Source organism: Tenacibaculum ascidiaceicola, assembly GCF_047470925.1.
GTDB lineage: Bacteria > Bacteroidota > Bacteroidia > Flavobacteriales > Flavobacteriaceae > Polaribacter > Polaribacter discolor.
In genome coordinates this window covers 58,661-81,752 of sequence record NZ_JAZKJP010000002.1, presented here as the reverse complement: position 1 = coordinate 81,752, position 23,092 = coordinate 58,661, and the positions used below count along the sequence as shown (strand labels likewise).

Sequence of the window (23,092 nt, the reverse complement as noted above, 5' to 3'; positions counted from 1 at the left end):
TTTTCTTTTTATTTAGTTAATTCTGGTACTGATGTATAAATATAATCACCATGTTTACCTGTAAAATACTTACTCATTTTCTTTCCAAACTCTTTTCTTTTTGCTTCGTCAGACCAATGTTCTCTATAAAGTTCATTGCTTCTTTTTCCCATTTTATCTAAATCTCCCATTGACTCTATTACATAAGCTCTGGTATACTCTGTTCTATCAGATCCCCAAGCGTGTCCGTGTTGATAAAATCCTTTTATAAATTCATTTTTTTGAATAACATTATCTAAATATTGTTTAGATAATTCATCAAATTCTTTCATTGAGCCATCTTCTGGAAATGCAAAATGTCCTTTTACTACTAACCAAATCATTTCTTTATTTGTGGGTTGTAACATCTTTGCTCCCCCAATTGGTGCATAAATTTCATCTGAATGATGGTGTGTGTAGTAAGCATCCTTTTTCTTAAAATATGCAGCTCTTTCATCTTTATCTGGCCAAGCCTCTTTTGCTAACTCACCACTTCTTTTGTAAGCTTTGTCAATATTATCCCAAGAAGAATACGTGTTTACAAAAATTATCTCTGTATTATCTGGTGTAAAACGATGTAAAAAAACAAAAGATCTTAAAATAAATTCATTCTTTTTTACAACTTTGTCTAAAAATTCTTTTTCTACAGCAATCCATTCTCCTTTATCAAAGTTTTCATAATTAAGGTTCCAGTGCCCCGTCGTGACAGTTATATACTCAGGACGTTGATTCTCTTCTTGTGAAAAGATAGTTGATGGAATAACCATGAGTAATAGAAATCCCATTAATAGCTTAAGTTTAACCGTTTTCATAATAGTTAAGTTTTAGTTATGATTGAAAAATGTAATTATGGGTTTGCTTAAGAAATATATTATAAACTAGCCCCTTATTGAGAAGTATAATGAGAGTTTTACAAAATTAACAAATTATAACACATTATGAGTAAGTGTTTTAACTGTATTTATCATAAAAAAAGCTCAGAATAAATTCTGAGCTTTCAAATAAGTATATGATTAATATGTTTTTAACCTTTGGTAAACTTAGCAGTCATGTTAGTTGTTGCATCTTGTCCTTGAATCTTCATTGTCATATTTATGTTTGACTCTAAAGGCATACCAGAACCTCTATCTATATCCATCGCTCCTGTAATATCTCCATCAGCAGCTCCTGTAACTTTTCCTGAAATATCTATTAAAACATTTTTAGAAGATATTGATTTTACTTTGTAGGTAAAGCTGAAGTTCATTGCTCCGTCATTCTTAGTTTTTGTCCAAGTATCTCCTACAGCAACTGCCTCTTTAGGATAAATTACACTACCTGATTGTTTTGTTAAATCTCCTACTCCTTGAACATTACTAGGCTCAATCTTTGTTTCTAAAATATTACCTAAATTATCTCCTTTGGTTATAATTGTCGCTTCCAAGTATGGTTTCATTTTAGTTTTCATCATTTTTCCTGTCTCATCTAATTCTTCATCCTTTTTAGATGAGTCATATGATATATTCACTGCTCCTTGCTTCATATCCATTACCATTTTGGTAATTTTAGAACTACTTTCATATGTATCGCCTGAAACACCTGCTATATTATATTTCATTTGAATATGCATATTATTTGTCATTATTCCAGTACCTATAACTTGAGCCATTTTCATATCCATAGTATACTTTTGTCCTTTCTCATAGTTTAAACGAAGTAACACCTTTTCTTGTGCAAAACTCACCATTGTTACACCTAAAAAAAGTGCTATTAAAATTTTTCTCATCTTTTTTTGATTTCTATTAGTAGTTAAAGTAGCTAATATAGTTAAAAATAAAAAAGGCTTAGGTGAAATACCTAAGCCTTTTAAAATATTATATCGCTTTTTTAAAAATCTTGATTTACATCCCAAGATTCTAAAATTTCTTTTAATGTTTTAATAAACATACCTCCTAAAGCTCCATTTACCACTCTATGATCATAAGAATGTGATACAATCATTTTGTGACGTATTCCTATAAAATCTCCTTCTGGAGTTTCAATAACAGCTGGCTTTTTAACAATAGCTCCTAAAGCTAAAATTGCAACTTGAGGTTGGTTAATTATTGGTGTACCTGTAATACTTCCAAAACTACCAACATTCGTTACTGTATAAGTTCCTCCCTGAATTTCGTCTGGTTTTAACTTATTAGCACGAGCTCTACCTGCTAAATCGTTTACTTGCTTAGTCATACCAACTAAATTTAACATATCAGCGTTTTTAATTACTGGTACAATTAAATTTCCATCAGGTAAAGCTGCTGCCATTCCTAAGTTTACATTTCCTCTTTTAATGATTTTATCTCCATCAACAGAAATGTTTATCATTGGATGCTTCTTAATTGTAGAAGCTACCGCTTGCATAAATATTGGTGTAAATGTTAACTTCTCCCCTTCTCTTTGTTGGTAAGCATTTTTAACTTTATTTCTCCAATTAACAATATTTGTTACGTCAATTTCAATAAACGATTGTACATGAGCTGATGTTTGAATAGAGTCAACCATATGTTTAGAGATTAATTTCCCCATACGGCTCATTTCTATAATTTCATCTTGACCACTTAACGAAACTGGAGTTGGTGCTGGTGCCGATTGAGGTACCGACTTCTTCTCTGTTGAAGCTGGCGCTGCAACTGTTGGTTGACTTCCTCTATTTTCTAAATATGATAAAATATCATTTTTAGTAACTCTTCCTTCTTTACCAGTTCCTTTTATAGTTTCTAACTCTTCTACAGATATTCCTTCTGTTTGCGCAATACTTTTTACTAATGGTGAATAAAAACGATCGCTTGATGAAGTATCAATCGTAGTCGCTACTGTCTCTTTAGCTACTTCAACTGTTTTTTCTACTGCTGCAACAGTTTCTGGTTTAACCTCTTCTTTCTTAGGTGCGTCTACTGTAGCTCCTTCTTCTCCTTCTGTTTCTATAATTGCAATAGTTTCACCTACTTGTACAACAGCATCTTTTTCAAATAAGATTTCAACTAAGGTTCCTTCTACTTCACTAGGTACTTCACTATCTACTTTATCTGTAGCTACTTCAACAACGGTATCATCTATATCAATAGTTTCTCCAACTTCTTTTACCCAAGAAGTTATTGTTGCTTCTGCAACGCTTTCGCCCATTTTAGGCAACTTCAATTCGTATCTAGCCATAGTGTATAATTTTAAACGCTTGCGAAGTTACTAAAAAGCAACGATTTTTTCATGATTTTATCCGTTAAATATTTTTGATTTCTTCTTTACTGATTAAATTATCCTCAATTCAACTCTAAAAAACAACAAATAGATTATTGTTATCTCTATAAAAAACAAATATCATTACGAATAATCTAATATCTAATTAAACTTTTGTTTGTTCGCTCAAAATTCTATTTTTGAACTCCTTAACCTAATTAAAAATTGTTGAACGAAGCTATTACCAAACTTAACTTCTTATTTGACTGGAGACCTTATCAAACAAAAGTGCTTCAAAATTTTTCAGTTCATATACAGGATGATCATTTTCATATAGTTGCTCCACCTGGTTCTGGGAAAACAATTTTAGGAATCGAAATTATTAAAAGAATAGGTAAAAAAACATTGATTCTAGCTCCCACTTTAACCATTAGAAATCAATGGGAAGATCGTTTACAAAACTTTTTTACTACCGATTGTAATTTTTCTCAGGTTTCATTTGATATTAAACAACCTTCTGATATTACTTTTTCTACATATCAGGCTTTACACAGTTTTTATAAGTCTTTTGATACTAAGGAAGCCTATTATAATTTCTTTAAAAAACATCAAATAGAAGTTTTGTTATTAGATGAAGCTCATCACTTAAAAAACGCTTGGTGGAAATGTTTATTTGACTTAAAAGAACAACACATGCAAACTGTTGTTGCCTTAACCGCTACTCCACCGTATGACAGTGACAATACTGAAATTCAAAAATATTTTAAACTGTGTGGTGAAATTGATGATGAAATTGTAGTTCCTGATTTAGTGAAAGAGCAAAATCTTTGTCCACATCAAGATTTAGTTTTTCTATCCGAACCTGAAGATCAAGAAATTAATTTTATTACTGATTTTAGGCTTAAAATTTCTCAGTTTGTTACTGACATCTTAAAAGATAAAGAGTTTATTTCTTTTCTAAAACAACACAGATTTTATGCTAAAACAGAGGAAAACTTAGAAGAACTCTACAAGTATTCTGATTTCTTTTCTTCTATGTTAATCTTCTTACACGAAGCAGGAAAAACTATTCCTTTTGAAAAACTACGTGTATTAGGTTTTGATAAAGATGAAGAGATTGATTTTCCTTCAATTACAAATGAATGGATTCAAATTTTGTTTCAACACTTATTAGTAACTGATCGTAAAAATCTTATTGAAGATGAAGTTTATTTAGATTTTTTAGAAAAAAAACTTCGAAAATTGGCAGTTTTTAGTAAAAACAAAGTCAATTTAGTAGGAAATGAACTTTTGTATAAATCACTCAGTAATAGTCCTAGTAAATTAAAAAGTATTACAACTATTGTTCAACAAGAACAACAAAATTTACAAGACGATTTACGTTGTGTTATTTTATCAGATTATATTAGAAAAGAATACCTAAACTGTTCTTTACCTGAAATAAAAGAAATTAAAAAACTAGGAGTTATTCCTATTTTTCATCATGTTAGAACAACTACTAAAAACAAAAATAGTTTAGCTGTTCTTACAGGTAGTTTAGTAATTATTCATAGTAGTAATATTGCTAAACTTGGTTTGGTTGATGCTATTGATAACTACAATTACACTCCTTTAAAATCGGATACCGAGTTTGTAATTCTTACAACTAAAAATTCATCTAAACATAGTATTGTTGAAGCCATTACTCAGCTTTTTGAATTCGGACATGTCAAAATTTTAGTGGGTACAAAATCGTTATTAGGTGAAGGTTGGGACGCCCCATCCATCAATAGCTTAATTTTAGCTTCTGTTGTAGGCTCATTTGTTACTTCAAATCAAATGCGTGGACGTGCAATTCGAGTAGATAGCAAAAACCCTAATAAAGTTGGTTTAATTTGGCATTTGGCTTGTATTGATACTTCGGATGAGTTTGGAGGACGAGACTTTGAAATTCTTACTCGTCGTTTTAATGCTTTCTTAGGTATTTCCAATGGTAAAAAAGCTGTTATAACTAGCGGAATTGAACGTCTGCAGCTTCCTGCTAATTTTATTGATGATGATATTCAACAACAAAATAAAAAGACTTTAGAGCTTTCTAAAAACAGAAATTTAATTTCTCAACGATGGACAAATGCCATTAGCAATGGAAAAGGAATTATTAAAGAACTTACCTTTTTTAATGAAAAGAATAAACAATATCCTAAACAGAAAAAGTTGTATTATCAAGATATTGTAAAATACACGATTGGTGAAATTATTATTGGTTTATCCTTTTTTCTTCCTGAATTTATCATCAAAAACTTTAATGTTTTATTACAAAAGGGTATTATTTACTTCCTATTTGCTTTGTCTTCTGCCTTAGGACTAACTTTTGGTTATAAAATTTATAAGTCTGTTCAATTGTATGTATACTTCGGATTGATTCATAAAAAAATAGATAAAATCGCATTGGCTATTTTGGAATCTCTTTATGAGCTAAACCTTTTAACAACACCATTAAACGGTATACTAGTTCAAACTCAATTATTAGCTAAAGGAAATGTTTCTTGCACCATTCACGGAGCAAACAGGTATGAAAGCACACTATTCATAAAGGCTTTGGATGAGTTGTTACAACCTATCGATAACCCCAAATATTTACTGATAAAAACGAGTTGGTTCCGCAGAAAATTAAAATTAAATAATTTCTTTCCTGTTCCAGAAATTTTTGGTGTTCGCAAAAAAGAATGTCAAGTTTTTCAATCTCACTGGAACAAACATCTTGGTAAATCTAAGTTAGTATACACACGAACTTTGGATGGAAGAAAACTGTTACTAAAGGCACGTCTTTTCCATATTCATAATGTGAATAGTGAACTTACTAAGAAAAATGTTGTTTGGAAATAGGTTTTAAATTATACCCAGTTTTTAGGTTTAGCCAATACCTTTAATAATTTTGCTTCTTCAGAACCTTTTGCTGGATGGTGATTGTATTTCCACTGTACCGTTGGTGGTAAACTCATTAAAATACTTTCTATACGTCCGTTCGTTTTTAAACCAAATAAGGTTCCTCTATCGTGTACTAAATTAAATTCTACATAACGACCACGACGTACTTCTTGCCAGTCTTTATGTTCTTGAGTGTACGCTATATCTTTTCTTCTCTCAACAATTGGTACATATGAGTTTAAAAAGCTATTTCCTACTTCGGTAACAAAATCATATCGATCTTGCATAGAGAACTCCTCTGTTTCTTTTAAATAGTCAAAGAACAAACCTCCTAAACCACGTGCTTCATTTCTGTGTGCATTCCAAAAGTAGTTATCACAAGTTTCTTTAAATTTTGGATAAAAGTCTGGGTGGTGCTTATCACAAGCTTCTTTACAAACAGTGTGAAAATGTTTTGCATCTTCTTCAAATAAATAATATGGAGTTAAATCTTGCCCACCACCAAACCATTGTGTAACAATGTTTCCATCACTATCATACATTTCAAAATAACGCCAGTTAGCGTGTACTGTAGGTACAAATGGATTCTTTGGATGGATTACTAAACTTAATCCACAAGCGAAAAAGTCGCCACTCTCCACTCCAAATTGCTTTCTTAATGCTTCAGGCAACTCACCAAAAACTTTAGATATATTTACACCTCCTTTTTCAAAAATATTTCCATTTTCAATCACACGAGTTCTACCTCCTCCACCTTCAGCACGCTTCCATAAATCTTCTTGAAACTTAGCTTTCCCATCTATAGCTTCTAATTTAGATGTTATGGTATCTTGTAATTCTTGAATGTAGGCGTAAAATTGTTCTTTCATGTGTTTGTTTCTGTTGAAGTGCAAAAGTACTTATTCTGGTAATTTTTTAAGCTGTATTTTCTTAATAGTTTCTGTAGTAGCTGCGGTTACTGATAATGGTAATACCAGAATTACTCCAATAACAGGAATTAATAAAAATAACATAAATACAACTCCATTTCCTATAGCTAACCCCTTGTTTTCTTTTACAAAATTGATACTTTCTCTGTATTTAAAATGACGTTCAAGCGTATAGTCCATATTACCAAAACCTGCATAATATGCTTGCATTAAAAATAGTAACACAGTTGAAACAATACCTATCACAGGAATCAATCCTAATAATAAGATAGGAATTGTCAATAAGAGTTCTCTGGTTAAATTTCTAAGGTTTATTCGTATACCTCTAATTAATTGTTCTTGAAAAGAAGTTATTCTATGTGTATGATCTTCTCCTCTAAGATGATCTTCAATTTTTTCTGAAACTGGACTCATAAAAGGCGCCGATAATGCCATTACAATATGTTTGTATAATACCAAACCTATTACCACAATAAGTAATCCACTTAAAAAAGTACTAATTACTTCAAAGGTTTCTTTACCAAATTCCCATTTCCAAAAATTTGCTACATAATGACCTATGTTATCTGAAAATGTATATGCCATAAAGCCAACAAATGTTGCTGTTAATAGGCTTATAAACATTGGAATGATAAAATACTTCCATAGTTTTAACTTTGAAATCATTCCAAAAGCTCCAAAATAAGCTTGAATTCCTTTTACTATATTTTGTATCATATTTTTTTATGTGAAAATAAAAAACCTCTTTCAATAAAGAAAGAGGTCTGTAAAATATTGTTGAATCTATTTACTTTAAAATTGGTGCTAAAAAGTCTTCAAAATTCTTTGTATTAATTTCGTTTACTTTATCCCAACCTACTTCTTTTGTTGGTGTTGCTGCTCCTCTTTTAACGTTTACAAATTGTTTGTCTTTGTTAATTAAATAAGCTGTAGGGTAATCTAGTTTGTGAACAAATCCACTAATATCTAAATAACCTTTTTTAACTTTATCTATTTCTCTTGCAGGTACTAGTTTGATTCTTTTGTCTAGTTTTTCAGCCATTCTTTTAACTTTAGCTTCTTTGTCCCAAAAAATCATAACAAACTCTAATTGGTCATTATATTTTTCAACCATTTTGTTTAAAGCTGGTACATCTCCCCAACATGGAGCTGACCAAGTTGCATTGGCTATAAGCACAATTGGCTTGTTAATTTTGTCAGTACTTACCGTTTTACTATCCATCGTAGTAAAATTATAATTTAACAAATAAGAGCCTTTAATGCACTTATCAATCAAACCTTCAGCACTTTCTTCTACACAATTGTTTACTGCAAAATTGTAATACGTTTTATTTTGTGCGAAAATAACGGTTGTTAAAAAACACATCAAAACAAAATATAAATTCTTCATTTTTAATTATTTAAAGGGGGTTATCTGTCGGCTTTATACTCTTTAACCGCGTCAATAAATGCCTTTGCATTATCTAGCGGGATGTTCGGTAAAATTCCGTGCCCCAAGTTAACAATATATTTGTCTTTACCAAACTCATTTATCATTTGGTGTACCATCTTTTTTATTTCAGCTGGTGGAGACAACAATCTTGAAGGATCAAAGTTACCTTGTAAGGTAATATTTCCTCCTGTTAAATAACGAGCATTTCTTGCAGAACATGTCCAATCTACTCCTAAAGCTGAGGCGTTTGATTGTGCCATTTCATGTAAGGCAAACCAACACCCTTTACCAAAAGCAATAACTGGAGCATCATCTTTCAATGCTTCTATTATTTGATTGATGTACTGCCATGAAAATTCTTGATAATCTGTTGGAGATAACATTCCTCCCCAAGAATCAAAAACTTGTACAGCGTTTACACCTGCTTTTACCTTTTCTTTTAAATATGCAATTGTGGTATCTGTAATCTTCTGAAGCAATTCGTGTGCCAAAATTGGTTGAGTGAAACAAAATTCTTTTGCTTTGTCGAAATTTTTAGACCCTTGTCCTTGTACAACGTAACATAAAATTGTCCATGGAGACCCCGCAAAACCTATTAATGGTATTTCATCGTTTAGCTTTTCTTTGGTTGCTTTAATAGCATCCATCACATATCCTAATTCTTCATGAATATCAGGTATAATTACGTTGTCTAACCCTTTTTTATCTCTTACAGGATTTGGCAAATAAGGTCCAAAGTTAGGTTTCATTTCCACTTCAATATTCATTGCTTGTGGAATTACTAAAATATCTGAGAATAATATCGCAGCATCCATTCCGTATCTACGAATTGGTTGTACTGTAATTTCTGAAGCTAATTCTGGAGTTCTACAACGTGTAAAGAAATCGTACTTTTCTCGAATTTCCATAAACTCTGGCAAATACCTTCCTGCTTGACGCATCATCCATACTGGTGGACGGTCAACTGTTTCTCCTTTTAAAGCTCTTAAAAATAAATCGTTTTTTATCATGTCTATCTTTATGTCATCCTTCCTCGTAATGACAATTATTTATTCTACATTTTTGATACTGCTTCCATCGACTTATCAATGGCGTTCGCTATCTCTTGAATATCTTTTTCTGTTAAAGCTGATGATAAGAACCAAGCTTCAAACTGACTTGGAGGTAAAAACACACCATTTCTAGTCATCTCCCAAAAGAAAGTAGCATATTTCTTTGTATCTGAAGTTTGTGCTTCTTCAAAGTTAGTTACTTTTTTATTGGTAAAGAATGGATTTATCATCGAACCAAATCGGTTAACTGTAATTTCAACTCCATGTTTTTTTGCTGATTCTAACAAAAATACTTCAATGATCTGAGCAATCTCGTTAAACTTTTCGTACGGATTTTGTTTCTTTAATTCTGTTAAAGTTGAAATTCCCGCTGCCATCGCAATTGGATTTCCTGATAAAGTTCCTGCTTGGTACATTCCTCCTAATGGAGCTACTGTTTCCATGATTTCATTACGTGCTCCATACGCTCCTACTGGAAAACCTCCCCCAATTACTTTTCCTAAACAAGTAATGTCAGCTTCAACACCTAATACTTCTTGTGCTCCTCCGAACTTAGAACGGAAACCTGTCATTACCTCATCAATAATCAACAAGGCTCCTTTTGAGTTTACATACTCTTTTAATTCTTTTAAGAAATCATTTTGTGGAGTTACTACTCCCATATTTCCTGCAATAGGTTCTAAAATAACTCCTGCAATATCATCATGAGCTTCAAAATGTGCTTTTACACTTTCTAAGTCATTGTAGTTTGCAATCAACGTATTTTTCACAGCTCCTTCTGGCACTCCTTTACTTCCTGGTAAACTCAACGTAGCTAAACCTGAACCTGCTGCCACTAATAAGGCATCTTGGTGTCCGTGGTAGCAACCAGCAAACTTTATAATTTTGTCTTTTCCAGTAAACGCTCTCGCTAAACGAATTCCGCTTAATACCGCCTCAGTACCAGAATTTACAAAACGAACTTTGTCCATTCCTGGGAAAGCATCACAAACAATTTTTGCTAATTTAATTTCACCTTTTGTTGATGCTCCAAAAGAATATCCTTTTTTCAAAGCTTTTCTAATGGCTTTTTCTACTTTTTTATGACGGTGTCCTAAAATCATTGGACCATAAGACAATACTAAATCGATGTATGAATTGTTATCTACATCAGTAATCTTGCTTCCTTTCGCTTTTTTTATGAATAAAGGATTCCCTCCTACAGAAGCAAATGCACGTACTGGTGAATTTACTGCTCCTACTAAGTTTTCTAATCCTTTGTTATATAATTCTTGTGATTTTTTAAAGCTCATTCTTCGCTAATTATTAGTTGTTAATTATGAGTTTTTAGTTGATAAACTCATTTTTAAATTATCTCATTAAAACTCTAGCAGCTTCTTTGGCAAAATAAGTTATGATAATATCTGCTCCCGCTCTTTTCATAGAAAGTAAGCTCTCCATCATTACTTTTTCACCATCAATCCATCCTTTTTCAGCGGCTGCTTTTATCATTGAGTATTCTCCACTTACATTATAGCAAGCGATTGGTCTATCGAAATTATTTTTTAAATCTCTAATGATGTCTAAGTATGATAAGGCTGGTTTTACCATTAAAATATCTGCTCCTTCTTCATCATCAAAAGTTGCCTCACGTAATCCTTCATCTCTATTAGAAGGATCCATTTGATAAGTTCTTCTATCTCCAAATGATGGTGCTGAATCTACCGCTTCTCTGAAAGGACCGTAAAATCCTGATGCGTATTTTACAGAATATCCCATGATTGGTAAGTTCGTAAAACCAGTATTATCTAATGATTCACGCATCATAGCGATTGCTCCGTCCATCATTCCTGATGGTGCTACCATATCTGCCCCTGCTTTTGCATGCGAAACTGTTTGTTTTGCTAAGTTTACTAAGGTAGCATCATTGTCTACATCGTTATCGTGTATAACTCCACAGTGACCATGTGAGGTGTATTCACAGAAACATACATCTGTAATTACATATAAGCTTGGATAGTTCTTTTTAATGAATCGGATTGCTTGTTGCATAATTCCGTTGTCGTTCCAAGTTTCGGTGCCTTCATCATCTTTTTTAGATGGTATTCCAAATAGTAAAACTGCTGGAATTTTTAAGGCTACAACTTCGTCTAATTCTTTAGAAATGGTATCTAATGAATAACGATTGATTCCTGGCATAGAAGGAATTTCTGTTTCAATACCTGTTCCTTCTTCAATAAATAATGGGTATATAAAATCATCTACCGATAGTTTGTTTTCTCGAACTAAACGACGGATATTTTCTGTTTTTCTTAGTCTGCGTGTTCTAAACATAGTTTATTCTTTTACAAAGTGAAGGTTTACCAACTCTAGTACACTTTCTACGGTTGGCATCTTTGCTATTTGTACTTCTTTAAAATGTTTTTTTGCTTCATTAGCAGTACTATCTCCAATACAAAAAGCTATTTTATCAGCAGTGTTTTTTTCCATGTAGCTTTCAACTGTTGATGGACTGTAAAATAATACTCCGTTTACTTTTTCATCAACTTTTGCTGGACTGTACATTGTTTTATAAGCTTCGACTTCGTTTACAACAATATCGTTCGCCTTAAGAATAAGTGGTAACGTATCTAATCTCAAATTACTACAGAAGTAAGTTACCTCTTGTCCTTTTAATTCTTTAGATAAATACTCTGATAGTTTTTTAGCATTTCTTTCTGAGTGTGTTACTTTACCAATGCGTTGTTCAATTAACTTTTTAGTTCTTCTTCCAACACAATAAATATTTTTAAATTGCAATTCATCTGAAGTAAAAGAGTTTAAAAGTGCTTCTACCCCATTTTTACTTGTAATAATTACATTTTCTATTTCTTCTTTTACTACTTTAGGAGCAATTCTGTTAAAACGAATTTTGATAAAATCACTATCCTGAACACTCATGTGTGTTGGTAATAATTTCTTTTGCGCTTCAGATAGTTTTTTTGTCGAATAGATTGAAAACTCTTTTTCAATTCCTTCGTCTTCCATCATAATTAACTTCCCTCCTTTATCAATCACATAATTAGCGCAATCTTTTGCTACATATTTATGCTTTCCTACTTTTACTTTTTTACTAACTTCAATTTTCTTTTTACCGTCTCTACTTAGTAAAATTCCTTTAAAGTTAATTTCTTCTTCTTTTTCATTTATAAAAGCTAACGCTCCAATAGGTGCTGTACATCCACCTTCTAAACGATTTAAGAACTCACGCTCTATACCTGTACAAATCTCGGTGTCTTTGTCATTTAACTCTGCACAAATCTCTTTGATTTCTTCATCTTTATCTAAAGCTGTAATCATAATCGCACCTTGAGCTGGTGCTGGAATCATCCACGTTAAATTAACTGCTCCTTTAGGTCGTAAACCAACTCTTTCTAGTCCAGCCGCTGCAAAAATAGCTCCGTTCCAATCGTTATCTTCTAACTTTTGTAAACGTGTATTTACGTTTCCACGTAAGCCTTCTACGGTATGTGTTGGGTAACGATTTAACCACTGAGCTTTTCTACGTAAACTACCTGTAGCAATTACTCCATTAGGTTGTGCCATGAACTCTTCATTGTCTTTTAACAACAAAATATCGTTATAATTCGCACGTTTTAATACAGCTGCTTGTATAATACCTTCTGGCAATACTGTAGGAACATCTTTCATGGAATGTACTGCAATATCAATATCGTCATTCAACATGGCGATATCTAAATTTTTAGTAAAAATTCCTGTGATTCCTAATTCGTAAAGGGGTTTATCTAAAACTAAATCACCCGTTGCTTTAACGGGGATTAATTGAGTTTGATGACCTAATTCTTCTAAAAGTTTTTGAACTTTTTTTGCTTGCCACATAGCCAATTGGCTATCGCGTGTACCTATTCTAATTATCTTCTGCATGGATGGATTCTAAATTTGCTCCGAACACTTTAGCCATTACTTCAATACTTGTATTTACTGAAGTTTCTTCGTCTTTTAAGTGTTTAACAAATTGTGTGGTTATTTTTTGAATAAATCTTGATGTTAATATTTCTGCTTGTTCTTCATCAAAATTTTTAATTTTCTTCTTATGGAAGGCTATTTCTCCTTGTTGAATGTTTTGTAATGATTCTTTTAAAGCGGTAATTGCTGGGGTAAATCTTCTGTGATTTAACCATTCTTGAAATTCTTGGTTATGAGTTTCAATAATCGCTTCGGCTACCGGTACTTCTTGTTGACGTATTGCTAATGTTTCATCTGTAATTTTCGAAAGATCATCTACATTCACCATCGTTACATTATCTAAATCAGCAACTTCTTTTGATACATTCGCTGGCATTGATAAATCTAAAATCAACAATTCTTTATCTGCAGGAACATGTTCTTTTGTTATTGTTGGAAAACTAGCTCCAGTAGAAACAATTAGTACATCACTTTTATAAACTTCTTCTGCTAAATTTGCATATGATGCTTTTATTATGGAACTATGCTCTTTTACAAACGCTGAAGTTTTTTCTTCGGTTCTATTAATTAAACTTACCGATTTATTTTGAGTATACTCTGCTAAGTTTTTACAGGTATGTTTTCCCATTTTACCTAAACCGAATACTAAAATGTTTTTTGAATTATAATCTGGTAAATTATTAATTAAATACTGAACAGCTGCATACGATACAGAAGTTGTACCTGAACTTAATTTAGTTTCATTTTTAACTCGCTTACTTGCTTGCATTACATGATTCAATAAACGTTCAAAATATGCATTTGTAGTTCCTACTTCTTTAGCTTGCTTAAATGCTTGACGTAACTGCCCAACTATTTCGTAGTCTCCTAAAATTTGGCTATCCAACCCTGTTCCCATTCTAAACAAATGGTTAATGGCTTCTTTATTTTTATATACGTTTGATACGTTGGCAAATTCTTCTACAGAACCATTTGAGTATTTACACAACATACTTATTAACTGAAAAGGGTGTTCTGCAAAACCACAAATCTCTGTTCTATTACAAGTAGACAATACAAAAATTCCGTCTACTCCTTTTTGTTTTGCTTCTTCTAAAAGTTGTTTTTGATTTTCTTTAGAAATACTAAATTTCCCCCTAATCGCAGCATCAGCTTTTTTATAACTAACGCCTATGTTGTATAAATTACTATGATGTTTATTTTCTACTGTCATTGAGTCTTCTTCAAAAAAGTCGGTCAAAAATATAAATATTGAACAAAAAAAAGTATCGCTAAAAGAACTTTTAATGTCGCTATTCGTTTTTTCACTCAAAAACACCTTAAAAACTTACACAAAAGTGTATTTTTGCAGTAAAATAGACTAGGAGAAACATTTTATTTTAGAATCATTCTAAATAGTAAGTTTTATAAAAACCACTGAATCCATGTCAAAAAACATCGCAGAAAGTACATTTAGGGAAGTTCCTATAGAACAGGGCTTTTTTGTACTAAAATTTCAGAATAACTCTGACGAAACAGAGTTTTTCAAAAGAGATATTGACAACTCTTACATACAACTACACTACTGTGTTAAAGGTAATTGTAAATTTCATTTTAACAATAACAGTTACACTTTTAATGTTTTAGACAAGCATTCAATTTTCTTATATAATCCACAACAAGATTTACCAATTAACTTAGAAATATTACCAAAAACCTCTTTGGTATCCGTGCTAATTTCTATTGAAAAATTTCATACATTTTTTTCAAAAGAAGCTAGCTATATCCCTTTTTTAAGTGAAAACAATAAAAACAAGAAATATTACGACAATGCAGAAATAAACGCTAATGTTTTATTAGTGCTTCAACAAATTTTAACTGCAAAAAACCAGAGTTCAATGCGAGACCTTTATATAAAAGGTAAAACATATGAATTATTGAGTTTACATTTTGACAGTGGCGAAAACACCAATGAAGAATACTGTCCTTTCTTAGTTGATGATCGTGAGGTTTTAAAAATTAGAAAAGCAAAAGATATTATTATTTCTAGAATGAGTGAACCACCAAGCTTACAAGACTTGGCAAATGAAGTAGGCTTGAATTTAAAAAAACTAAAAGAAGGTTTTAAGCAAATTTACGGTGATACAGTGTACAGCTTTTTATTTGATTATAAAATGGAACATGCTCGTAAACTATTAGAAAGCAATCAGTACAATGTAAATGAGGTTGGGTTACAAGTTGGTTATAGTACTTCTAGCCACTTTATTTCTGCCTTTAAAAAGAAATTTGGAACTACACCTAAACAATATGTAATGAGTTTGCAGTAGACAGTAGACAGTAGACAGTAGACAGTAGACAGTAGACAGTAGACAGTAGACAAAATTAAAAACTTACAAAATGAAACAACTAACTCATTACGATATAGAAAACAATCGGCAAGATTTTCCAGTAACTATTGTATGTGATGCTATCCGTACTCCTGAAAATATAGGAATGTGCTTTCGTATTTCTGAAAGTTTTGGAGTGTCTAAAATCTATTTACATGAAAGTTCTCCTTCTATTGATAACAGAATTGTTAAGAAAACTGCTAGAAATACTATTCAACAAATACCATATGATACCTATGGGAATTTTGAACAACTTATCCATCAATTAAAAGAAGATGGAAACACTATTATTGGTATTGAAATTACCGATGAAAGTATAAACATTAGCGATTACGATTTTACTTCACATTCTAAAATTGTGTTACTTTTGGGTAGCGAAAGAAATGGTATAGAAAACGTTAACTTAGTAGATGCAACTGTAGCTATACCAATGTATGGGCGTAACTCTAGCATGAATGTAATTCATAGCTTAGCTATTGCTCTATACGAAACAACAAACCAATTAAATAAAAAGATTCTGAAATAAATTCAGCCAAAATATGAAAGGAGTTTTATTAGTAAACCTTGGATCACCAGAAAGTACAAACCCGAAAGACGTAAAAAAATACTTAGGAGAATTTTTAATGGATGAACGTGTTATTGACGTTCCTTATTGGTTAAGAACATTTATTGTTAAAGGTATTATTTTAAATACTCGTCCTAAAAAATCGGCAGAAGCCTATCAAAAAATTTGGTGGGAAGAAGGCTCTCCTTTAATTGTACTATCAGAACGTTTACAAAACAAAGTACAAGCAAAAACAGAACTCCCTGTTGCTTTAGCAATGCGTTATGGAAATCCATCAATTAAAAGTGGATTACAAGAGTTACATGATAAGGGGGTTACTGAAGTTTTATTAGTTCCGTTATATCCTCAGTTTGCCATGGCAACTACTGAAACTATTTTGGTATTAGCTGAAGAGTTAAGAAAAGAATTCTTTCCTAACATGAAAATTACCGATGTGCCTGCTTTTTATAACAAACCAGAATACATCAAAGCATTATCTAATAGCATAAAAGATTATTTATCTGATAAAGATTACGACCATATTTTATTCTCTTATCATGGAGTACCTGAGCGACACATCAGAAAATCTGACATTACAAAATCGCATTGTAATCCTGAGGCAGGAAATTTAAGTTGTTGTAACACTTCTTCTGAAGCTCATAAATATTGCTACCGTCACCAATGTTATCAAACTACCAAAAATGTGATTTCTGAATTAGGTCTAAACGAAAATAAAGTATCAACTTCATTTCAATCACGTTTAGGTGTCGATCCATGGTTACAGCCATACACAGACAGAACTATTGTTAACAAAGCTGAAAAAGAAGGCATAAAAAAACTAGCGATAGTAACTCCCGCTTTTGTTTCTGATTGTTTAGAAACTTTAGAAGAAATAGCAATGGAGGGTAAACATGAATTTTTGGAAGCTGGTGGTGAAGAGTTTTACACTGTTCCTTGTATTAATGATAATGATGAATGGGTAGATGTTTTAGCTGGATGGATTAACGATTTCAATAAGAATTAATTATGGACTTTTTATACGTAAAAGCATTACACATCATATTTGTAGTAACTTGGTTTGCTGGATTATTTTACATAGGTCGTCTGTTTATTTACCATGTAGAGGCAGAAAAAAAAGACGAGCCAGCCAAGTCTATATTACAAACCCAATACAAGTTAATGTCTAAACGTTTATGGTACATTATTACTTGGCCTTCTTTATTTTTAGCAAGTTTTTTTGCTTTTTGGATGCTGTATAAAAATCCTTATTATTTAAAAATGCCGTGGATGCATGTTAAACTAGCCTTTGTATTAGCGCTGTATTTTTACCACGGATTTTGTCATAAAATCTACAAAGAACTACAACGTGATGAGATTAAATACACACCTAATAAACTTCGAATGTTTAATGAAATTCCAACTGTAATTTTATTTGCTGTTGTATTTTTAGTAGTTTTAAAAAGTGCTATTAACTGGATTTGGGGCGTTGTAGGAATTATCTTATTTGGAGTATTATTGATGATTGGTATCCGTTACTATAAAAAAGTAAGAGCTAAAAAATCTTGGGATAAATACGAACAAGAGTTGATTGAAGAAGATGAAAAGTTAGATGAATAATTTCTCTTTCTATAAAACTATTTAGTTTACTTTCGCTTCGAATTATAAATCTTAATATTTTAAACTATGAAAAAAATTTTAGTTTTAACAATTGCTATGTTTAGCTTATTAGCATGTTCTTCTGACGATGAAAACAATTTAGATCCTATAGTGGGTACTTGGTATAAGTTTTCTGAAGAAGGCATAGAAGCAAGTGACTGTGAAAAAAAATCTTCTGTTACTTTTAACGAAAACGGAACCTTTAACTCAATATCATATGAGTCTATTGAGGAAAAATGTATTATAGAGGATGAATTTTCTGCTACATGGACAAACAAAGGAAATGGAGTTTATTCAAGAATCCATAATGGTGAATCATCTGATTCAAGCATTACTTTTTCTGATAATGGTAACACTATGACATCTGTATACAAACAAGAATATAATGGTGAAACTCTTACAGACATAACTGTTTTTAAGAGAAAATAATCTATTTACATTTAACAACAAAACACGGCTTTGAAGTAATTTCAAAGCTGTGTTTTTTATCCTTTTAATGATTGAGTAAACGGTATTCTATTTACAATACTACGCCCCAACGTAACCTCATCTGCATACTCTAACTCGTCTCCTACCGAAATTCCTCTAGCAATGGTTGATGTAGTTACTCCGTATTGTTCTATTTGCTTATAAATATAAAAATTGGTGGTATCACCTTCCATCGTAGAACTCAGAGCAAAAATCAACTCTTTAATTTCTCCTTCTTTTACCTTTTCTACTAATGATTCAATCTGTAAATTTTGAGGACCAATTCCTTCAATAGGAGAAATCTTCCCTCCTAACACATGGTACAAACCTCTGTATTGCGCTGTATTTTCAATCGCCATCACATCACGAATATCTTCTACCACGCATACAATCTCAGCATTTCGCTTCGGATTACTACAAATATCACATAACACTGTATCTGAAATATTATGACATTTTTTACACGATTTTACATCGTTACGTAAATGCGTTAAAGCCTCTGTTAAATACTTCGTATTTTCTTTCGGTTGTTTTAATAAGTGTAACACCAAACGAAGTGCTGTACGCTTACCAATTCCTGGTAACCGACTTACTTCATTTACTGCATTTTCTAATAATTTCGACGAAAAATCCATGTTGCGAATTTACAATTTTTCGATAAGGATTAAGTATCTTCGTAGCTTTAAAATTAAAACTTCAATTCACATGAATTCAGAGATAAGAAACCTAGAACCAAAAGCTGTTTGGAAAAATTTTGCCGACTTAAACGCTGTACCTCGCCCTTCTAAAAAAGAAGAAAGAGTAATTCAGTTTATGGTAGATTTCGGTAAGAAATTAAATCTTGAAACCATGGTTGATAAAGTTGGGAATGTAATTATTCGCAAGCCTGCTTCAACTGGAATGGAAGACAGAAAAACAGTCGTTATGCAAAGTCATTTAGACATGGTACACCAAAAAAATGCTGATACTGTTTTTGATTTTGACACTGAAGGGATCAAAATGTTTGTAGATGGTGATTGGGTAAAAGCTGACGGAACTACGTTAGGAGCTGACAACGGTTTAGGTGTTGCTGCTATTATGGGAGTTTTAGAGTCTACTGATATTGCTCACCCAGCTATCGAAGCTTTATTCACAATTGATGAGGAAACAGGTATGACTGGTGCCATGGGGCTTGAAGGTGGATTATTAGAAGGTGAAATTTTATTGAACCTTGACACTGAGGAAGATGATGAAATAGGAATGGGATGCGCTGGTGGTGTAGATGTTACTGCTACTAGAAGTTATAATGAAGAGACTACTCCTGAAAATACAATCGCCTATGAAATTTCTGTTACAGGATTAAATGGTGGTCACTCAGGAATGGATATTATTAAAGGTTTAGGAAACGCAAATAAAATTATGAACCGTTTATTATTTGACGGTTTTACTAACTTCGGATTACGTGTTGCAGAAATTAATGGAGGTAGTTTACGTAATGCTATCCCTCGTGAAAGCTTTTCTACTGTAGTTATTGATGCTGTTTCTAAAGAACCTTTCTTATTTGAAATACATGAGCTTATTAACAATATTAAAGCTGAGTTTTCAACATTAGAACCTAACCTTACTATTGAATTAAAAGAAGTTGACACTCCAGAAAACGTAATGGACTTAGGTGTTCAAGAAGGATTAATTAAAGCTGTTTACGCTGCTTTAAATGGTGTATATCGTATGAGTCCTGATATTGAAGGATTAGTAGAAACTTCAAATAATATTGCTCGTATCATTGTAAAAGACGGAGCTATTAAAATTGGATGTTTAACACGTTCTTCTTCTGAAACTAATAAATGGGATTTAGCCAACTCGTTACGTTCTTCTTTTGAATTAGCTGGTTTTGATGTAGAATTTTCAGGTTCTTACCCAGGATGGTTACCAAACGTAAATTCTGAAATATTAAAAACTGTAACTGACTTATACGAAGAATTACACAACGAAAAACCTATCGTAGCTGCATGTCACGCAGGATTAGAATGTGGTATTTTAGGTCAAAACTACCCAGAAATGGACATGGTTTCTTTCGGACCAAATATTAAAGGTGCTCATTCACCTGATGAGCGCGCACAAATATCATCAACACAAAAATTCTGGAAGTTTTTATTAGAAATTTTAAAGAACACTCCTGTAAAGAATTAAAGACTTACACATAAACTTTAAAACCACAACGCTTCAGTTGTGGTTTTTTGTTTACATTTATAAAATGAATTTTTTAGCGCATTTATACCTTTCTGAAAGCAACACCAATATTATGATTGGTAACTTCATAGCTGACCATATAAAAGGCAATAAGTTTTCTCACTTTCATGAAGACATTCAAAAAGGTATATTACTACATCGAGAAATTGACACCTATACAGATGCGCACAAAATTGTTAGAATTAGCAAACGAAGATTACACGAACGTTACCGACACTATGATGGTGTAATTATTGATATTTTTTACGATCATTATTTAGCAAAAAACTGGAGAAATTACTCAGAAATTCCATTAAACATTTATGTAAACTCAGTTTATAAATTGCTTCAAGAAAACATTGATATTCTTCCTGAGAAAACTCAGAAAATACTTCCTTATATGGTACAATACAATTGGTTATATAACTACCAATTTGCTAAGGGAATTCAAGAAGTCTTAAACGGAATGAATAAGCGCACTAATGGTAAATCAAAAATGAATTTGGCTACTGGAGATTTATTAGAGCATTATCAAATTTTTGAAAATGATTTTACTACCTTTTTTGAAGATTTACGCGAATTTTCTCATCAAAAACTAAAAGAATTAAGCTAAAAACATATGAAAAAAACATTCTTATTTCTTTCAGCATTAATATTACTATGCAACTGTAAAAAAGAAAAAACTGTAGGTCTAATTACTGAAAAAGCTATGGTAGTTTCTGCCCGTAAAGAAGCTTCAAAAATTGGGTCCGATATTCTACAAAAAGGAGGAAATGCTTTTGACGCTATGGTTGCCACTGAATTAGCGTTGGCTGTAGCATATCCATATGCTGGAAACCTTGGTGGTGGTGGATTTATGGTATACCGAAAAAACACAGGAGAAATTGGCGCATTAGATTATCGTGAAAAAGCACCTCTTGCTTCTCATAAAGATATGTATTTAGATAGCTTAGGAAATGTAATTAAAAACAAAAGTACATTAGGGGCTATGGCAGTTGGAGTGCCAGGGACAGTTGCTGGTGTTTTTGCTACACATAAAAAATTCGGTTCACTACCTATTCAAGAAATCTTAAAACCAGTCATTGCCTTAGCTAAAAAAGGAGTTATTGTTACTCAAAAACAAGAAGACCGTATAAAAAAATACCAACATTATTTTTTAGAAGTAAACAAAAACCCTATTCTTTTTGATAAACCTTGGAAAAAGGGTGACACTATAAAATATCCTGCTTTAGCCAAAACTTTAGAGCGTATTTCACAAAATGGTAGAGACGAATTTTATAAAGGTGAAACAGCAAAACGTCTCGTTACTTTTATGCAGGCAAATGGCGGAATTATAACTGAAGAAGATTTAGCTAAATACGAAGCTAAATGGAGAACCCCAATTACCTTTACCTACGACAATTTACGTATCATTTCTATGTCCCCACCTGCCAGTGGCGGAATTTGTTTAGCACAAATTATGAATGGAATTGAACCTTTTGACTTAGACAAGTTTGGGCATAACTCAACAAAGTCCATACAAGTTATCACAGAAGCAGAACGTAGAGCCTACGCAGATAGAAGTTTTTATTTAGGTGATCCAGACTTTGTAAAAATTCCAATTGAAACTCTCAAAAGTAAAGAATACACAAAAAATCGAATGAATGATTTTTCTTTTAAAAAAGCAACTTCTTCTACCGATGTCTCTCATGGAAGTATTACTATGACTGAGAGTGATGAAACCACCCACTACTCTATTGTTGATCAATTTGGAAATGCTGTTTCTGCTACCACAACAATTAACGGTGCTTATGGTTCTAAGCTATATTGCGCTGACTTAGGGTTCTTCTTAAACAACGAAATGGATGATTTTTCAAGCAAACCAGGTGTACCAAACATGTTCGGTTTAGTTGGAGCTGAAGCTAATAAAATAGAACCTGAAAAACGTATGTTGAGTTCTATGACTCCTACTATTGTAGAGAAAAATGGTCAACTACATATGGTTGTAGGAACTCCTGGAGGCTCAACAATTATTACTTCCGTATTACAAACCATTTTAAATGTTCATGAATTTGACATGGGAATGCAAGAAGCCGTGAATCAAACACGTTTCCATCACCAATGGCTACCTGATGTTATTAAAATGGAGCCCAAAGGTTTTAACAAACAAGTAAAAAAAGACTTACAACAATTAGGATACAAATTAGATGAAACAAACTCACCTGTTATCGGAAAAGTGGATGCTATTTTAGTACTTCCTAACGGAAAATTAGAAGGTGGTGCAGATCCTAGAGGTGATGATACCGCTATTGGTTTTTAGTTTTTTTTAGACTTTCATGTTTTAACAAATTTTTCACTTCCTTTAATAGCTAATTAAGTAGCTTTAAAGTTTA

At 32.1% G+C, this 23,092-nt stretch carries 21 protein-coding genes; 9 read left to right on the top strand and 12 right to left on the bottom strand.

Annotation, left to right across the window (positions count from 1 at the left end):
* Nucleotides 1-8 precede the first annotated feature (8 nt).
* The 3 genes from VBY68_RS00815 to VBY68_RS00805 all read right to left on the bottom strand — a co-directional run bounded on the left by VBY68_RS00815 (nt 9) and on the right by VBY68_RS00805 (nt 3,192).
* A complete protein-coding gene (locus tag VBY68_RS00815) occupies nt 9-830 on the bottom strand; it encodes a hypothetical protein (protein WP_121147518.1) in 822 nt (273 codons plus the stop codon).
* 212 nt (nt 831-1,042) lie between these two features.
* Nucleotides 1,043-1,783, bottom strand: a complete 741-nt coding sequence (locus tag VBY68_RS00810; protein ID WP_099213763.1) for a DUF6263 family protein — start codon at nt 1,781-1,783, stop codon at nt 1,043-1,045.
* Nucleotides 1,784-1,884: 101 nt separating this feature from the next.
* Nucleotides 1,885-3,192, bottom strand: a complete 1,308-nt coding sequence (locus VBY68_RS00805; RefSeq protein WP_415268562.1) for a dihydrolipoamide acetyltransferase family protein — start codon at nt 3,190-3,192, stop codon at nt 1,885-1,887.
* 246 nt (nt 3,193-3,438) lie between these two features.
* Here VBY68_RS00805 and VBY68_RS00800 point away from each other — a divergent pair, with 246 nt between their 5' ends.
* Entirely contained in the window at nt 3,439-6,078 is a 2,640-nt protein-coding gene (locus VBY68_RS00800) for a DEAD/DEAH box helicase family protein (protein ID WP_244174750.1), read from the top strand.
* 8 nt (nt 6,079-6,086) lie between these two features.
* On the opposite strand, the gene hemF is transcribed toward VBY68_RS00800, so the two are convergent.
* From hemF to hemA, 8 genes are all read right to left on the bottom strand, one after another.
* Nucleotides 6,087-6,989, bottom strand: a complete 903-nt coding sequence (hemF, locus tag VBY68_RS00795) for an oxygen-dependent coproporphyrinogen oxidase (protein ID WP_121147521.1) — start codon at nt 6,987-6,989, stop codon at nt 6,087-6,089.
* A gap of 30 nt (nt 6,990-7,019) precedes the next feature.
* The gene (locus VBY68_RS00790) at nt 7,020-7,766 is read right to left on the bottom strand and encodes an EI24 domain-containing protein (RefSeq protein WP_415268561.1); all 747 of its coding nucleotides are present in this window, start codon (nt 7,764-7,766) and stop codon (nt 7,020-7,022) included.
* Between the two features lie 70 nt (nt 7,767-7,836).
* Nucleotides 7,837-8,439 carry a TlpA family protein disulfide reductase gene (locus VBY68_RS00785; RefSeq protein WP_121147523.1) on the bottom strand — a complete coding sequence of 201 codons (603 nt, stop codon included), beginning with the start codon at nt 8,437-8,439 and terminating at the stop codon, nt 7,837-7,839.
* 20 nt (nt 8,440-8,459) lie between these two features.
* Nucleotides 8,460-9,491, bottom strand: coding sequence for a uroporphyrinogen decarboxylase (gene hemE, locus VBY68_RS00780; RefSeq protein ID WP_121147524.1), 1,032 nt, complete (start codon nt 9,489-9,491; stop codon nt 8,460-8,462).
* Nucleotides 9,492-9,535: 44 nt separating this feature from the next.
* Complete coding sequence (hemL, locus tag VBY68_RS00775) at nt 9,536-10,825, bottom strand: glutamate-1-semialdehyde 2,1-aminomutase (protein ID WP_121147525.1); 1,290 nt, start codon at nt 10,823-10,825, stop codon at nt 9,536-9,538.
* A 58-nt stretch (nt 10,826-10,883) separates the two neighbouring features.
* Nucleotides 10,884-11,846: a porphobilinogen synthase gene (gene hemB, locus VBY68_RS00770; protein WP_415268560.1), complete on the bottom strand. Its 963-nt coding sequence runs from the start codon at nt 11,844-11,846 to the stop codon at nt 10,884-10,886.
* A 3-nt stretch (nt 11,847-11,849) separates the two neighbouring features.
* Nucleotides 11,850-13,436 (bottom strand): hydroxymethylbilane synthase, encoded by a 1,587-nt coding sequence (gene hemC, locus VBY68_RS00765; RefSeq protein ID WP_121147527.1) that lies wholly within the window; start codon nt 13,434-13,436, stop codon nt 11,850-11,852.
* On the bottom strand, nt 13,420-14,691 hold the full coding sequence (hemA, locus tag VBY68_RS00760) for a glutamyl-tRNA reductase (RefSeq protein WP_124590342.1): 1,272 nt from the start codon (nt 14,689-14,691) through the stop codon (nt 13,420-13,422). Before hemA ends, hemC begins: the two co-directional genes overlap by 17 nt.
* A 211-nt stretch (nt 14,692-14,902) precedes the next feature.
* Here hemA and VBY68_RS00755 point away from each other — a divergent pair, with 211 nt between their 5' ends.
* The 5 genes from VBY68_RS00755 to VBY68_RS00735 all read left to right on the top strand — a co-directional run bounded on the left by VBY68_RS00755 (nt 14,903) and on the right by VBY68_RS00735 (nt 18,473).
* Nucleotides 14,903-15,784 carry a helix-turn-helix transcriptional regulator gene (locus VBY68_RS00755; protein ID WP_099213772.1) on the top strand — a complete coding sequence of 294 codons (882 nt, stop codon included), beginning with the start codon at nt 14,903-14,905 and terminating at the stop codon, nt 15,782-15,784.
* A gap of 70 nt (nt 15,785-15,854) precedes the next feature.
* On the top strand, nt 15,855-16,370 hold the full coding sequence (locus VBY68_RS00750) for a TrmH family RNA methyltransferase (RefSeq protein ID WP_415268559.1): 516 nt from the start codon (nt 15,855-15,857) through the stop codon (nt 16,368-16,370).
* A 13-nt stretch (nt 16,371-16,383) separates the two neighbouring features.
* Complete coding sequence (gene hemH, locus VBY68_RS00745; RefSeq protein WP_415268558.1) at nt 16,384-17,412, top strand: ferrochelatase; 1,029 nt, start codon at nt 16,384-16,386, stop codon at nt 17,410-17,412.
* A 2-nt stretch (nt 17,413-17,414) separates the two neighbouring features.
* Complete coding sequence (locus tag VBY68_RS00740; protein ID WP_415268557.1) at nt 17,415-18,005, top strand: CopD family protein; 591 nt, start codon at nt 17,415-17,417, stop codon at nt 18,003-18,005.
* A 66-nt stretch (nt 18,006-18,071) separates the two neighbouring features.
* Nucleotides 18,072-18,473, top strand: coding sequence for a lipocalin-like domain-containing protein (locus VBY68_RS00735; RefSeq protein WP_415268556.1), 402 nt, complete (start codon nt 18,072-18,074; stop codon nt 18,471-18,473).
* A 56-nt stretch (nt 18,474-18,529) separates the two neighbouring features.
* On the opposite strand, the gene recR is transcribed toward VBY68_RS00735, so the two are convergent.
* Entirely contained in the window at nt 18,530-19,147 is a 618-nt protein-coding gene (recR, locus tag VBY68_RS00730) for a recombination mediator RecR (RefSeq protein WP_415268555.1), read from the bottom strand.
* Between the two features lie 70 nt (nt 19,148-19,217).
* Between recR and VBY68_RS00725 the strand changes: the two genes are divergently transcribed.
* The 3 genes from VBY68_RS00725 (at nt 19,218) to ggt (ending at nt 23,019) form a co-directional block, all read left to right on the top strand.
* Nucleotides 19,218-20,681, top strand: a complete 1,464-nt coding sequence (locus VBY68_RS00725; RefSeq protein WP_415268554.1) for an aminoacyl-histidine dipeptidase — start codon at nt 19,218-19,220, stop codon at nt 20,679-20,681.
* Nucleotides 20,682-20,745: 64 nt separating this feature from the next.
* Nucleotides 20,746-21,333, top strand: coding sequence for an acyl carrier protein phosphodiesterase (locus VBY68_RS00720; protein ID WP_099213779.1), 588 nt, complete (start codon nt 20,746-20,748; stop codon nt 21,331-21,333).
* A 6-nt stretch (nt 21,334-21,339) separates the two neighbouring features.
* Nucleotides 21,340-23,019 (top strand): gamma-glutamyltransferase, encoded by a 1,680-nt coding sequence (gene ggt, locus VBY68_RS00715; RefSeq protein ID WP_415268553.1) that lies wholly within the window; start codon nt 21,340-21,342, stop codon nt 23,017-23,019.
* Nucleotides 23,020-23,092: the final 73 nt, after the last annotated feature.